The sequence below is a fragment of the Nocardia sp. NPDC050799 genome (genome assembly GCF_040654015.1).
Classification (GTDB): Bacteria; Actinomycetota; Actinomycetes; order Mycobacteriales; family Mycobacteriaceae; genus Nocardia.
The window spans coordinates 15,112-27,535 of record NZ_JBFAHF010000017.1; the positions used below are offsets into that span (position 1 = coordinate 15,112).

General features: G+C 67.7%; 15 protein-coding genes. 5 read left to right on the top strand and 10 right to left on the bottom strand.

Features of this window, described 5'->3' with window-relative positions; all coding sequences use genetic code 11:
- Positions 1-46 precede the first annotated feature (46 nt).
- Positions 47-1,084 carry an alpha/beta hydrolase family protein gene (locus AB0H42_RS18830; RefSeq protein ID WP_357057345.1) on the bottom strand — a complete coding sequence of 346 codons (1,038 nt, stop codon included), beginning with the start codon at positions 1,082-1,084 and terminating at the stop codon, positions 47-49.
- A gap of 258 nt (positions 1,085-1,342) precedes the next feature.
- On the opposite strand from AB0H42_RS18830, the gene AB0H42_RS18835 reads away from it, so the two are divergent.
- The gene (locus AB0H42_RS18835; RefSeq protein ID WP_356954171.1) at positions 1,343-1,843 is read left to right on the top strand and encodes an SRPBCC family protein; all 501 of its coding nucleotides are present in this window, start codon (positions 1,343-1,345) and stop codon (positions 1,841-1,843) included.
- Positions 1,844-1,893: 50 nt separating this feature from the next.
- On the opposite strand, the gene AB0H42_RS18840 is transcribed toward AB0H42_RS18835, so the two are convergent.
- Entirely contained in the window at positions 1,894-2,286 is a 393-nt protein-coding gene (locus AB0H42_RS18840) for a hypothetical protein (protein ID WP_030520019.1), read from the bottom strand.
- A gap of 169 nt (positions 2,287-2,455) precedes the next feature.
- Between AB0H42_RS18840 and AB0H42_RS18845 the strand changes: the two genes are divergently transcribed.
- Positions 2,456-2,878 (top strand): organic hydroperoxide resistance protein, encoded by a 423-nt coding sequence (locus AB0H42_RS18845; RefSeq protein WP_357057347.1) that lies wholly within the window; start codon positions 2,456-2,458, stop codon positions 2,876-2,878.
- A gap of 18 nt (positions 2,879-2,896) precedes the next feature.
- Here AB0H42_RS18845 and AB0H42_RS18850 read toward each other — a convergent pair whose 3' ends face one another.
- Together AB0H42_RS18850 and AB0H42_RS18855 are read right to left on the bottom strand one after the other, a co-directional pair.
- Positions 2,897-3,886: a hypothetical protein gene (locus AB0H42_RS18850; RefSeq protein ID WP_357057349.1), complete on the bottom strand. Its 990-nt coding sequence runs from the start codon at positions 3,884-3,886 to the stop codon at positions 2,897-2,899.
- Between the two features lie 73 nt (positions 3,887-3,959).
- Entirely contained in the window at positions 3,960-4,184 is a 225-nt protein-coding gene (locus AB0H42_RS18855; protein ID WP_357057351.1) for a hypothetical protein, read from the bottom strand.
- 230 nt (positions 4,185-4,414) lie between these two features.
- Here AB0H42_RS18855 and AB0H42_RS18860 point away from each other — a divergent pair, with 230 nt between their 5' ends.
- The gene (locus AB0H42_RS18860; protein WP_357057353.1) at positions 4,415-5,584 is read left to right on the top strand and encodes a hypothetical protein; all 1,170 of its coding nucleotides are present in this window, start codon (positions 4,415-4,417) and stop codon (positions 5,582-5,584) included.
- A gap of 46 nt (positions 5,585-5,630) precedes the next feature.
- Here the strand turns inward: AB0H42_RS18860 and AB0H42_RS18865 are convergent, their stop codons facing one another.
- The 3 genes from AB0H42_RS18865 to AB0H42_RS18875 all read right to left on the bottom strand — a co-directional run bounded on the left by AB0H42_RS18865 (position 5,631) and on the right by AB0H42_RS18875 (position 8,761).
- Positions 5,631-7,205 carry a DHA2 family efflux MFS transporter permease subunit gene (locus AB0H42_RS18865; RefSeq protein ID WP_357057355.1) on the bottom strand — a complete coding sequence of 525 codons (1,575 nt, stop codon included), beginning with the start codon at positions 7,203-7,205 and terminating at the stop codon, positions 5,631-5,633.
- The gene (locus tag AB0H42_RS18870; protein WP_063057769.1) at positions 7,202-7,684 is read right to left on the bottom strand and encodes a MarR family winged helix-turn-helix transcriptional regulator; all 483 of its coding nucleotides are present in this window, start codon (positions 7,682-7,684) and stop codon (positions 7,202-7,204) included. Before AB0H42_RS18870 ends, AB0H42_RS18865 begins: the two co-directional genes overlap by 4 nt.
- A gap of 153 nt (positions 7,685-7,837) precedes the next feature.
- Positions 7,838-8,761: an alpha/beta fold hydrolase gene (locus tag AB0H42_RS18875; RefSeq protein WP_357057357.1), complete on the bottom strand. Its 924-nt coding sequence runs from the start codon at positions 8,759-8,761 to the stop codon at positions 7,838-7,840.
- Between the two features lie 206 nt (positions 8,762-8,967).
- Here AB0H42_RS18875 and AB0H42_RS18880 point away from each other — a divergent pair, with 206 nt between their 5' ends.
- Complete coding sequence (locus tag AB0H42_RS18880) at positions 8,968-9,294, top strand: Lsr2 family protein (protein WP_357057359.1); 327 nt, start codon at positions 8,968-8,970, stop codon at positions 9,292-9,294.
- Between the two features lie 3 nt (positions 9,295-9,297).
- Here AB0H42_RS18880 and AB0H42_RS18885 read toward each other — a convergent pair whose 3' ends face one another.
- The 3 genes from AB0H42_RS18885 to AB0H42_RS18895 all read right to left on the bottom strand — a co-directional run bounded on the left by AB0H42_RS18885 (position 9,298) and on the right by AB0H42_RS18895 (position 11,876).
- Complete coding sequence (locus tag AB0H42_RS18885) at positions 9,298-10,176, bottom strand: SAM-dependent methyltransferase (RefSeq protein ID WP_357057361.1); 879 nt, start codon at positions 10,174-10,176, stop codon at positions 9,298-9,300.
- Between the two features lie 293 nt (positions 10,177-10,469).
- Positions 10,470-11,354 carry an SAM-dependent methyltransferase gene (locus AB0H42_RS18890; RefSeq protein ID WP_357057363.1) on the bottom strand — a complete coding sequence of 295 codons (885 nt, stop codon included), beginning with the start codon at positions 11,352-11,354 and terminating at the stop codon, positions 10,470-10,472.
- 66 nt (positions 11,355-11,420) lie between these two features.
- Positions 11,421-11,876 carry a hypothetical protein gene (locus AB0H42_RS18895; RefSeq protein WP_357057365.1) on the bottom strand — a complete coding sequence of 152 codons (456 nt, stop codon included), beginning with the start codon at positions 11,874-11,876 and terminating at the stop codon, positions 11,421-11,423.
- Positions 11,877-12,282: 406 nt separating this feature from the next.
- Here AB0H42_RS18895 and AB0H42_RS18900 point away from each other — a divergent pair, with 406 nt between their 5' ends.
- The gene (locus AB0H42_RS18900; RefSeq protein ID WP_357057367.1) at positions 12,283-12,411 is read left to right on the top strand and encodes a hypothetical protein; all 129 of its coding nucleotides are present in this window, start codon (positions 12,283-12,285) and stop codon (positions 12,409-12,411) included.
- Positions 12,412-12,424: the final 13 nt, after the last annotated feature.

Below are 12,424 nucleotides of genomic sequence, written 5' to 3' on the forward strand. Positions count from 1 at the left end.
CCCAGCGGTTTTGAATGCCGACTCCGGGCCTCGGTTTCGAAACTCATCACCGCAGTGCCGCAGCGAGAATTGGCCAGGAATCGTGCAGGTCGCGCTGCCAATAACCCCAGGAATGAGTGCCGCCGGGCCGCAGGGTGACGGTCGCCGGTATATCGAGTTCGCGCAGCCTGTTCCGCAGTCGTACCGCGCAGCCCGCCGCCACTGTTTCCAGCAGTCCGCCGACGAGTAATTGGTCGGCGAGCTTACCGGGATCACGGTGGATACCCGGCCCGTCCAGGGTGTCCAGCGGCCCGGGGGCCCCGGTCCCGGCGGACAGGTAAAGGGCGGTCCCGCGCAGCGCCTCGGGATGCAGGAACGGATCGTTGTCGGCCCAGGCGCGGTCCTGCGGCGGACCCCACATATTGCGTGGGTCTCCACCGCCGGCGCGGACCACCAGCTCGACGATGGCGCGGCCCTGTGGATCGCTGGTCCGGACACATCCGCTGTAGGAACCCAGCGCCCGATAGTGGCCCGGCGCGGCCAGCGCCAGCTGCAGCACGGCCGCGGCCCCCATGGATATTCCGGCGAGCGCGGCGGCGCCGGTGCCGTGGAAACGGCCGTCGATCAGGGGCGGAAGCTCACGGGTGAGGAAGGTGGTCCACCGTTGCCGTCCGAGTACCGGGTCATCGGCCCGCCAATCGGTGAAGTAGCTGCCCGCGCCGCCGAGCGGATTGACCACGGTCACCTGTTCGTCCCGGAAGAACTCGGTGAGATCGGTGCGCTCGAACCAGTTTCCACCGTCCGTGCCGCCGGTGATCCCGTTGAGCAGGTACAGCGTGGGCGCCGGCGCCGCGGGATCGGCCGGCGGCAGTACCCGCACCGGGACGACCCGATTCATCGCGGCGGAGTACACCGCGAGTTCTATGGCGCGCCCACCGCGCGGCACGATATCGACGATCCCGGCCGCCGGGGCCACGGCGCCGGGCGGATCCGGGTCCGATGGTGCGGCCGTCCCCGGACCGGGCATTACGGGCACGAGGGCGGCGACGGCGGCGGTGACGAGCAGGGCCCGCCCCGGACGGCGCGGCCGGCGAGGGTGTGGCATCGCCGGAAGCTAATTCTCGTGATGCGCGCGCCGCCGCCGAACCGGTGGATTTTGTGACGCGGGCCGGCCTGGCCCGTTGTTTCCTGCGTCCGATCCCAATGCCCGGCCGGGCACCGAGCGCTATGGACAGATGACTGGACAGGTGTAACCATCGGTGTACAGCCGGGAGGGCGTGGCTGTACCGACCGACGAGAGGATCCTGCGCATGAACGACCGGAAACAGGTGGGCGGAAACGGCGGTGGCCGGCGATGAGCACCCTGCGTCCGTGTGAGCGCGTCGGTCTCGAATTCATCGACAACGCTCCCCTGCGCTTCAGCAACAGCGTGGACCTCGCGATTACGCCGGCTCAGCTGTTCGAGGTGCTGGCCGACGCCGAATCCTGGCCGCACTGGGCGAGCGTGATCACCAAGGTCACCTGGACCACTCCCGAACCCCGCGGCGTGGGCACCACCCGGGTGGTCGATATGCGCGGCGGAATCGTCGGCGACGAGGAGTTCCTGGTCTGGGAGCCGAACACCCGCATGGCGTTCCGCTTCAACAGCAGCTCCACCGGGGCGCTGGCGGCGTTCGCCGAGGACTACCGCATAGTGGAGACCCCCGAGGGTTGCCGGCTCACCTGGACACTGGCCCAGCGACTGGCCGGCCCCGCCCGGTTCACCGCCTTCCTCGCCACCCCGGTGATGAATCTGGCGTTCCGGCGTTTCCTGACGAACCTGCGCCGCTATACCGATCAGCGCTTCGCGACCGCGTCGTCGTGAGCGGCCGGGCCGCGGGCACCGCTTTCCGATGCCCGCGGCCCGGAGCCCGCTCAGCCCATCAGCAGGGAACCCGCCAGCCAGGCGGCGAGAACCAGGGCCAGCCCGAGCAGTGCGCCGGGGTACAGTGCCCGCCCGCTGCGCGCGGCATTGACGGTGGTGGCGGCGCCGACCAGGAAGCCGAAGCAGCCGCCGAGGACGATGATCCAGTTCCCCGTGCTCGGATCGGCGCTGCAGTCCGCACGCCCTTCGCACACCCCGGTGGCGAGCAGGAACCAGGGTGAAATCGCCACCGAGACGATCGCCAGCGTCGCGAGCAGGAACCACAGTAGTGCGGTGATCACCAGATCGGGTTCCCGAGGCGCGGGAATTGGCGCACCACGACCGTAGACGTCGTCGGGGATGGGGGAGACGGGGTAATGGGTGGAGGTCTGGTCAGGGAACATATGCCTCGCGATCGCTCGAACCGATTGGGGGCCGCCGGATGATACTCAGAACTTTCCCCTGTGCCGCAACTGATCCGGCACCGCGCGCGACACTACACTGCGCACCGTCCCGCGGCATTCGCTGCCGCGGTATCGACAACCGTGCGTGAAACGAGCAAAGGAGACGGCGATGCGTGTGCTGTACACGGCCGAGGCGCTGGCCACCGGGGACGGCCGCAACGGTCATACCCGGACCACCGACGGCCGCATCGATCTGGAGCTGGCGATACCGAAGGAAATGGGTGGCAACGGTGGGGGAGCCAACCCCGAGCAACTCTTCGCCGCCGGCTACGCGGCCTGCTTCCATTCCGCGCTGCGCCTGGTCGGCTCCCAGGCCAAGGCGAATGTGAACGATTCGGCGGTGGGTGCCAAGGTCGGCATCGGGAGCATCGACGGTGGCGGATTCGGGCTGACAGTGGTCCTCGAGGTCACCCTTCCCCATCTGCCCGAGGACGAAGCGCAGGCACTGGCCGAGAAGGCGCATCAGGTGTGCCCGTACAGCAACGCCACTCGGGGCAATATCGATGTCGAGGTGCGGGTCGCGCGGGACTGACCGGCGTCCGGGCCCGCGTCAGCTCTTGGCGGGCCCGGGATTTGCGGTCGTGGTCGGATCGAGATCGCCGTCCGGAGCCGGAGCGGGACTCGGGGTCACAGCGGACGCCGTGGCGGTGGGTTCCGCCGCCGCAGCGGTCTGGGCGCCCGCCGCGGGCTCGGCGCCGGTGGCCGTATAGTTCGACGCCGTCTCCCGGGATACGGTGACCCGCCAGGGCATCCGCGCCCCGGTGGCGGTACGCGGCATGGCCGCCACCGCGATCACCGCCGAACCCACCGCGATGATCACCGCCGCGATGGCGGCGGTGGTGATCGTACTGCTGGCGACGTATTCCACCTGGTTCAGGCCCGCGACCGGTTTCGATCCGTCGTTGACCGCCCAGTTGATCCAGGAACCGATCTGGCCACCGAGGTCCCAGCTGCGGCCCGTCATATTCTTGAGCTGCTTCTGGCGGGCGGCCAGATACAGCATGTTCGCGATCACCAGGAGAGCGGTGAGAACCGCACCGCCGGTGGCGATCCGCGCGAAACGCTCGGAGTTGGTGGCGATATGGATCGCGATTGCCGCGATGGTGAGGGCGATCATACTGCTGGCGGCCACTGCCCACGAACCCGTGAGATCGGCCGCGGGCGGCGGGCCGTGCGAGGACCAGACGCTCATATAGCGTGTGGTGGAATCAACCTGGCCGAACGGGGTCGCACCGGCCATACCGTCCGGCCCGTGCGCGACCATCCAGTGCTTGAACATGAGGATGAAGACGATGACACCGCCCAGGGCGGTGATCACATATCCCCATTTGCCGGTCATCGCCGGCGCGGTGCGAATGTCCTCGGCATGTTCGGCCACCCGCCGCAATCCGGCCCGGGCGAGGGTCCGGCGTCGTTCCCAGACCTCTGATCGGGCACCGGCGGATGCGGACGGGGCCGGCTGTGGTGTCGCGGTGCGAACCGTGCTCGACGAAGTGTCGCCGTCACCTCCGCTCGCTCCCCACGGGCTCGGTTTGACCATCAGCCCAGTCTAATTCTGCGCCCACCACTGGGAACACGCCGCAGAACCGGCGGTGGGCCGACTCGACTTCTCCTCAGGCGGCGTCCGACTGCCGGCCGTTGGCCACCAGATCGACCACGACATCGCGGACCACGGTCTGGATCTGCTGTGCGTGCTCGTGGAGCGCATCCGGGTCCGGCCCACCGTCGGCTGCCGTGGTTGCGGTGATCTCGACGAGATCGTTGACGAGATGACAGAGCGCGATCAGGCGCCGCACCATGTCCCGCCGCTCGGCCGGCGGTAGTACTTCGGGGTTCACGTCCCTGTCATCGTCGGTGGTCCCGGAGTTGTTTCTTTCCGCCCCGCCCGCCCGGCCCTGCTCCGCGACACAGCGAAACCCGCACGGTCCAGCGACCCGCGGGCCGGTGGGGGCGCACCGCGTGTGCCGCCTCGCGGCCGGTCACCGAGTGATCGGCTACGGTGAGGCCCGATCGGGTCGGGACCACAGCCGGGAGAACGACAGTGACGATGCGCCGGGCGCTTGTGTCGATGGCGAGTGCGCTGTGCCTGTTCGCGGCCGCGTGCGGCGGCGCGCGCGACGACGCGGACCGGCCCGGGCGCGGCAGCGTCGTCTCGGTGGCGCCGGTCTTCGAGATGACCGCCGCCGAGACCGGTGACTATCTCGCCGACTGGAAATATCCGGTGGCCGGGGGAAACGGTGTCCGCGCCCACCGGGTCGTGTACGAAACCGTCGCGGCCGACGGAACGCCCACCACCGCCAGCGGCCTGGTGGTGGTCCCGGATACCGGCGTCCAGCGCTTGCGTCTGGTCTCCTACGCGCACGGAACCACGGTGCGCCGCGACGAAGCGCCCTCGGCGGACGGCGAGACCGAACGTGCCCGCACCGTCCAGTTCGCCGCCGCCGGTTACGCCGCGGTCGCCCCGGATTATCTGGGTCTCGGGGAGGGCCCCGGCTTCCATCCCTACGCCCATGCCCCCACCGAGGCCTCCGCCTCGGCGGATCTGCTCCTGGCGGCCCGTTCGCTGCTCGCCGACCAGGGCCGTGGCCTGGATCCGAACGTTCTGGTGACCGGGTTCTCCCAGGGCGCCCAAGCCGCCCTGGCACTCGGCCGGGAGTTGAACAGCGGAGCGGTCGAGGGTTTCGCCCCGGCCGCGGTCGCCGCGGTCAGCGGTGCCTACGCCGTCCAGGAGGTCCAGGCCCCGGCCGCGCTGGACGGCCGGGTGGAGGGCCGGCGTGCGGTGCTCTATCTGGGCTACTGGATCACCGCGATGAACCGGATCTATCACCTCTACGACGATCCCGCCGAGGCGTTCCAGCAGCCCTACGCGCAGCGGATCGACGGACTTTTCGACGGGCGCCACGATCTGCTGGCCGTGTCCTCGGGGCTTCCGGACACCCCGGAGAAGTTGCTGACCCCGCGATACCTGGAACTGGCACGTAACCCGACCGGCGCCGCCCTGCGGGCCATGGCCGACAGCGATACCGTCTGCGACTGGACCGCGACGGTGCCGGTCCGGCTGTTCGCTGCCTCCGGGGACCGCAGCGTCCCCTTCGAGAATTCGCTGCGCTGTACGAAAGCCGAACTGGGTGCCTCCGCCGAACTGATCGACCTCGGCGATATGGACCACGGTGCCACCGTCCGGGAGGCGCTCCCGCGGATTCTCGACTGGTTCCGGAAAACGCAACCGCCCGCCTGAACCGGGGTGGTTCGGGCGGGCGGTGCGGGTCCGAAGCGCCGGGAGATCAGTGCATGAGCACCGGGGCCGGCGTATCGGAATCGGACTTCGCCACCGCGTTCGCCTTACGCGGAAGCAGGATGGAGAAGCCGAGGGTGACCAGGCACAGCGCGAACGCCACCCAGAAGCTGCCGGCGTAGGCATCCGACATCTCCCCGAGCAGGACGGTTTCGAACTTGTCGCCCAGGCTCGCGATGTACTGCAGCACCGACGGATCGGGCTGTTCGCCGGTCCGCTGGGCTTCCATCATCGCCTGCCCCGCCGACACAGCCTCGGAGTTCTGCATCCGGTTGGTCAGCACCACCGAGATCACCGCGACACCCACCGAGCTGGCGATCTGCTGGATAATGTTCAACAGAGTGGAACCGCGCGCGACCTGTGCCTCGTTCAGCGTGCGCAGGGCGGCCGTCATCAGCGGCATCATGGTGAGACCCATACCGAGACCCATGACGAACAGCACGCCCAGCACATAGAAGTAGGAGCTGTCGGCCTCGATCTGGGTGAGCCCGAACATGGTCGCGGTGAGAATCGCCAGACCGACCGGAACCACCCGGCCGACGGGCATCTTGTCCACCAGCATGCCGGCGATCGGCATGGTGAGCAGCGATCCGAGACCCTGCGGCGCCACCAGCAGTCCGGCCAGCAGCGCGCTCTCGCCCCGCACCTGCTGGAAGTAGGTGGGGATCAGCAGCAGTCCGCCGAAGAACGACGCGGCGAACAGGAACATCGTCACGGTGGCGACGGTCAGATCGCGATTCTGGAACAGCCGCAGATCCAGCAGCGGATTCTTGGGCTTGAACGAGTAGAACACGAACGCGACCACCAGCGCCCCGCCGACCAGCATGGTCGCCCACACCTTCGGCGTGGCGACGGTGCCTTCCTCCGGGATGGAGGAGATGCCGTACAGGAACAGCGCGAGACCCGGCGACAGCATCAGCATGCCCACGAAATCGAAGGCTTCACCGGCACGCGGCTGGTCCTTGGGCAGGATGAACCAGGCGTAGCCGAGTGCGATCACCCCGAGCGGCAGGTTGATCAGGAAGATCCAGTGCCAGGACGCGTCCTCGATGAGCCAGCCACCCAGGATCGGGCCCAGGATCGGGCCGAGCAGCATGGGCACACCCAGGATGGCCATCAACCGGCCCATCCGCTCCGGCCCCGCGGCCTTGGTCATGATGGTCATACCGAGCGGCATGAGCATGCCGCCGCCCAGGCCCTGGATCACCCGGAACCCGATGAGCGCGCCGATGTTCCAGGACAGTGCGCACAGCACCGAACCGACGGTGAACAGCACCAGGGCGGTCATGTACAGCCGCTTGGTGCCGAAACGGTCGGCGGCCCAGCCCGTGAGCGGGATGACGGTGGCGAGCGCGAGCGTGTAGGCGGTGACCGTCCAGGCCACCGTGGAGTAGTTGGCGACGTCGAATTCGGTTTGGAACGTCGGCATGGCGACGTTCACCACCGTGATGTCCAGGATCGACATGATGGCGCCGAGAACCACGACACCGGCCAGTTTCAGGACCGATGCGTCGATTCTGTCCGAAGCCCCCGCGTCGGTCGCGGGGGCTGGGCTTGCGTTCACGAATTGTCTCCTGACGATGCGGGGGGGCACGCCACGACGTTGTGTATGGCCCCGGACTCGAGCACAGCGGTGAGGACCCGTCCGAGGTCCTCTCGTAAAGCCTCGGGCAAGCGGTGGACGACCGTATCGATCGTCGCGCGGTGGACGGCGATCTGATCCCAGGCGAGCCGTTGCCCGTGTTCGGTGGGACCGACGAGCTTGACTCGACGGTCGGTGGGGCTCTCCTGCCTGGTGAGCAGACCGAGGCGTACCAGCCGGTCGACATTGCGGCCGGCCGCGGTCATCGACAGGCCGAGTTCGCCCGCGATGGTGTGAATCGGTTGTGGCTCGTGGCGACGGACAACAGTGAACAGCACCCGGGCCTGCGAGAGGGTCAGATCGAGTTCGGCGAGCCGGTCGACGCCCTGCCACCGTCCGGGGTCGCAGACGGCGAGCACGAAGTGCTCGATGAGAGTGCTCGTCTCCGACTCATTTGCCACCGCGCGATCATATGGGTGTCCGTAATAGTTGCGGAAGCGGGAATATCTCGTATGTGACCGGAAACATAGCGGGGCGAGTGGCTGCATCGCGCCCGAGTAGGGCGCTCCAGTGGTCCGGAGCGAAAAAGTACGCTTCAGGCCCGGGTGGCCGGGTCAGACTCCGCACGCCGCGTCGTCCGCGAAGAAGTCGAGCAATAACTCCGCCACTCGTGCGGGCTCTTCCAGATGCAGGAAATGTCCGGCGCCGGGCACGGTCACAGTCCTTCCACCCGCCGGTGCCAGGACCTCGGTTACCCCGGCCGTGAACGCCGGGTGCAGGGTGGTGTCGGCGCCGCCGTGCAGATACAGCATGGGCACGCGCGGCGCGTCGTCCCAGTGTCGGTGGAGGCCGGCGTAGCGAGCGGACGGCTTCCCGGCGATCCGGACAAAGGCGCGGTAGTAGGACAGCGCCGCGGTCCGATGCGCGGCGGTCGGCAGCGCGGCCAGGGTATGGGCGATGTCCGTCTCGGCCTCATATCCCGGCGACCAGTCGTGCCACAGCCGGGGTATCAGCCGGTCGAGCGAGCGCTCGGAAATCCCCGGTAACTGGTTGAACAGGATGTACCAGCTGAACCGTAGCTGCCGCAGATACGCGCTCACCCCGGCGTCCCGGCGTGGGCGCATGGCCGGAACCGGCGGGACCGCCAGCGACGCGACCTGTGGGAACGGGCAATCCGGTTGCGCTGCAATGGTATTCGTAGTCAGAGCGCCCCAATCGTGACCGATGAGCACCGCGTCCGCGGGGGCGCCGAGTGCGCGATACAGTGCGAGCGCGTCGTAGGCGAGCGCCCCCAGATGATAGTCGCCGTCCTCCGGCACCACGGTCGGTGCGTAACCCCGGGTGAACGGCGCAACCACCCGGAATCCGCGGGCAGCGAAAGCGGGGCCGAGATGGCGCCAGGTCCAGGCGCTGTCGGGAAAGCCGTGCAGGCACAGGGCGAGCCGGGCCCCGGGATCGCCCCAGGCGAGCGCCGTCATCGACAGGTGCGATAACCCGAATTCGACGGTCTCGGGCAGATCGGCCTTATTCGCGCCCATGGTTCGTCCTCTCGTTCGGCCCCGGCACGGTAACCCGGGTGGATCGATCGCGCCCCGGCGTCGGCGGCCACAACCGGAGCGGTATGCTCACATCCCCCGGACGAGGTCGCTGTGCCGGCGTTGCGGGCAAGCCCGGTCATTCGCACCGCCGCGGGGTAGCTGATGTCATATCTGGCAAGGTAATCGGTGATCGGAGGAGCAAGCCCATGGCGCGCAAGGTCGTCATCAGTTTGATCGATGACCTCGACGGCGAATCACCCGCGGCCGAAACTGTGGTGTTCGCGTTCGAGGGCGTGACGTACGAGATCGACCTGACCGAAGCCAACGCGGGGGAATTGCGCGCAGTCTTCGGTAAATGGACCCCGTTCGCCCGCAAGGCCGGTCGGGCCGCGCGGACGAAACGCGAACGGCCGGTGCGATCGGCCTCGGCGAAGGTGATCCGGGAATGGGCGCTGCGCAACGGACACGAGGTGTCGACGCGCGGCCGGATACCCGCCGGAATCCTGGCTGCGTTCCGCCACGTCAACGGGTAACAGTTACCCGGGTCGATTCCGGTGATCGGTGCTGTCGCCGGCCGGCTTGTAGGCGACACCACCGATCATGACCTGCTCTTCGGGATACCGCGGCCGCAGCGGCGGGCCGGCGGGCCACCAGTCGTCGAGTTGGACGAGGCCCGGTTCGATGAGTTCGAGACCGCAGAAGTATTCGAGGATCTGCTCGGTGGTGCGATACCAGCCCGAGCCCAGACCCTTTTCGGTGAAACGGCGTTCGAGCTCTCTGGCGAGCGCGTGCTGCTGCGGATAGGCCGGACCCGGATCGTAGAAATGGCTGATCGCGAGGTAGGACCCCGGCGGCAGCAGGTCCACATATCTGTGCATGATGCCGACCGGGTCGAGCTCATCGTCGACATGGTGGAGCAGCCCGCACAGGATGAGCCCGATCGGCCGCTCCATATCCAGGTAGCGCGTCACGTCGGTATTGCGCAGCAGGGTTTTGCCCTCGAGGAGATCGGCGGGCACGAAATGGGTGTTCTCGTTCTGTTCCAGCAGCACCCGGCCGTGTGCGTTGCACACCGGATCGTTGTCGACATAGACGACCGTGGCCTCGGGGTTCTCCTGCTGCGCGATCTCGTGGGTATTGGCGACAGTGGGCAGTCCGGCGCCGATATCGAGGAATTGGTCGATACCGGCGCTGCCCGCCAGATGCCGGGTGACCCGGTGCAACCAGCGCCGGTTCATGATCGATACATCACCCTGCCGGGGCGCGACCTCGAGGATCGCGGCGTAGGCGGCGCGGTCGACGTCGTAGTTGTCCTTGCCACCGAGGCTGTAGTCGTAGACACGAGCGATGCTGGCCCGGGTGGTGTCCACGCCGACCGGTTTGCGAACGCCGGTCCGGTGCGCCGGTTCGGCCATCTCGACCTTCTCTCTGGACGAAAGAAAAAACTGGCTGGAAATGTGAGTCGGGTCACCAAAGCGTAGAACGCGGTGCCGGTGCGAGCAATCGGCGCCGATCGAACTGCGCGAGAAACTGGTTCGCGTCGTCGGAGTGGGCCGAGCCTAACCCGGATATGCGCGTTCGGCACGATATCGGGCCGAGCTGTCCTGTTTGGGAAAACAACTGTGCCCTAGGCGGGTTCGGCGTTGTCCGATCGTGGCCGTCGCCGGGTGGAAACCCGGCGCCGGGCACCACCGGACAGCAGGGCGATTCAGCCGTTTCCGTTCACACTGTGCAATCGGACTTTTTCCACGGGGCGTTTGTATCCGACGCCGCCGATGATCACCTTTTCCTCCGGAAGCCGCGGCCGGGTCGCCGGTCCGGCCGGCCACCAGTCCTCGAGTTCCACGAAGCCGGGCGCGATGATCTCCAGTCCGTCGAAGTACTCGAGCTGCTGGGCACGGGTGCGGTACCACCCCGAACCCAGACCCATTTCCGTGAACGCCCGCTCCAAGCGCTCGGCCAGATCGTGCAATTCCGGGTTCTCGTCGGCCGGGTCCCAGAAGTTGGTGATCGCGACATACGAGCCCGCGGGCAACCGGGAGATGTATTCGCTCATCACCCGCGCCGGTTCGAGTTCGTCGTCGACGTGGTGCAGCAGCCCACAGAGGATCACCGCGATCGGCCGGTCCATATCCAGGTACTGCAGCACGTTCTTGTTCTCCAGCAGCGTGTCCTCCTCGAGGAAATCGCCGGAGACGAAATGGGTGTTCTCGTTCTGTTCCAGCAGCACCCGGCCGTGTGCGTTGCACACCGGATCGTTGTCGACATAGACGACCGTGGCCTCGGGGTTCTCCTGCTGCGCGATCTGATGGGTGTTGCCCACCGTCGGCAAACCGGCGCCGATATCGAGGAATTGATCGATGGCGGCCGGTCCGGCCAGATAGCGCACCACGCGGTGCAACCAGCGCCGGTTCATCCGGGAGACATCGCCCTGCCGTGGTGCGATCCGCTGGATCTGCTCGAAGGCGGCGCGGTCGACGGCGTAGTTGTCCTTGCCGCCGAGGCTGTAGTCGTAGACACGGGCGATACTGGGCCGGGTGGTGTCCACCCCGACCGGGACGCGACCCCCTGTCCGATGAGCCGGTTCGGCCATGAATACCTCTCTCTACGTTGCGAATCGAACAGGGCGATGTTATGCCGTCGACCCGGCGGCGTCCCCTCAGGCGTCCGTACTGCGCTCGAGGACCTTGCCCGGCAGCCAGCCGCCGCCCAGATGCGTGACTCGCCACCAGTCGATATCGATCACCAGCGCGGTGACCGGCGTGGCGAAGAACGGTTCGATCTGCGGTTCCTTGCGCAGCAATGCCCGGAAGGTCTCGTCCTGGTCGGCCCCCTCGCGCAGGGTCACCGTGCCCAGGCCCTGGGCGAAGGGATCCGCTATCCCGCCCGGCACCACCTTCACGCCCACATTGGGGTTGGCCTTGAGTTGATCCAGGGTCCGGCCGCTGTTCTCCAGGATGAGGGTGAGGCGGAAGAGGTCGTCGTCGAGGTTGGCGAAGAAAGCGCTCGTGGCCCAGTTGACGCCGTCCTTGGATGTGGCCAGGTCGATACTGGAGTGACCGAGGACTTCGGTAAGTTTCGTGCGGATCTCGGTGGTGGTGACTGTGTCGGTCATTCGGGGTCTCCAACTGGTACGGGCTGCTCGTTCTGGGCACGCCGGATGATGCGGTGACGGGAAAGGGGGCCGGACACCGACCGCACGGGCGGGCCCGAAGGGCGACCCGCGGTGCGGTACTGCGTACGGCGGTCGGTGGAAGATGCTCGCGGCCGGATCCTGTTCGTCGGAACGTGCGGTGGAAGCGGGCTGCCTCGGCGGGAACGGCCGGTTCCGGTTGACTGCGGACCACCCTATCGGGCGGGGCCCGATCCGTCCGGATGAGAACGTCCGCCGGTGGTGGAGGGAAGCGTTGGTGGCCACGGCTTTACGGGCGGATGCGGTCCGAGCGCGCCGGTTCGCGAGGGGGTTGCCGCCGCCGGGCGGTGCGGCCGGTTCGTGTCCCCGGGCCGCCCGGACACGCGCTATGCTGGAAACAACTCCACTGGTACTCGCTCCTGCAGCCGATGCCCTCATCGGTGTCGTCTCCCGGGTCGTCGCGGTACAGGTGAAGCCGGACGTCGTGTCGTGGGGGAGTTTACGCAAGAAAACCTGATACCGCGTGCAAA